Annotated in this window: 1 protein-coding gene; it reads left to right on the top strand. The window is 61.0% G+C overall.

Annotated features, from left to right (window positions below; translation table 11 throughout):
• On the top strand, positions 1-570 hold a 570-nt coding region (locus tag ACELLULO517_RS28450), incomplete at its 5' end, for an IS110 family RNA-guided transposase (RefSeq protein ID WP_227310876.1).
• Positions 571-901 lie beyond the last annotated feature (331 nt).

Genomic DNA, 901 nt, shown 5'->3' with positions numbered 1-901 from the left:
CAGCCTGCGCATTACCTTGTTCTGGAGGATTGCATTGCGGTGATCGAAGCCGCGACGACCCGGCGCGATCGTCTCGAAGCTCATATCGAGGCTGCACTGCCGCACTGGTCGCTCGGGCCGGTCGTTCAGGCGCTGCAGTCCCTGCGCGGCGTTGCTCTGGTGGCAGCGGCAACCCTGGTGGCGGAGCTTGGCGACATGACGCGCTTTGCCAACCCACGCCAGCTGATGGCGTATCTGGGCCTGGTGCCGTCCGAGCATTCCAGCGGCAGCAAGCGACGCCTGGGAAGCATCACGAAGGCGGGAAACGGTGCAGGACGTCGCATGCTGATCGAGGCCGCGTGGACGTATCGCTTTCCGGCACGGATCAGCGGGGACCTGTTGTTGCGCCAGGAGGGTCTGGCGGCATCCATCCGCGAGACGGCGTGGAAGGCACAAACACGCTTGTGCGGCCGCTACCGCAAGCTTGCTCTTTCGGGCAAGCCGATGAATGTCGTGAGCACGGCAATTGCCCGCGAGCTGGCTGGGTTCGTCTGGGCAATTGCTAAACAAGTCCAGCTAGCCGGCACCTGATCCAGACGAATTGGTTGAACACACCTCAAGGAGATCATTAGTCCTTCAAACACATCCAAAGCTGAGCAAGGCTGGAGGCACGGTCACGGCCAGGAGAACCCTCGAAAACATCTACAGCCGGATCTTATCCGACGCTGGTTTTCTAGACAGAGGACGCTCCGCGACGCATCACCGGTCCGGCGGTAACCAACCCGCGCATCAGAGCATGATCAACCGTCGTTTCATGATCGTGCCTCCTGCCTTACCCAGCCGCGGCAACGCTGAACAGCCTGTCATACGGGCGCAGATTTACCGTGCCTGCAGCTTGAAGTGGCGAACATGAGAGGTGTTT

The sequence above is a fragment of the Acidisoma cellulosilyticum genome, from assembly GCF_020621385.1.
GTDB classification, from domain to species: Bacteria; Pseudomonadota; Alphaproteobacteria; order Acetobacterales; family Acetobacteraceae; genus Acidisoma; species Acidisoma cellulosilyticum.
The sequence above is the reverse complement of the archived record's forward strand: the minus strand, read 5'-3'. Positions and strand labels throughout refer to the sequence as shown.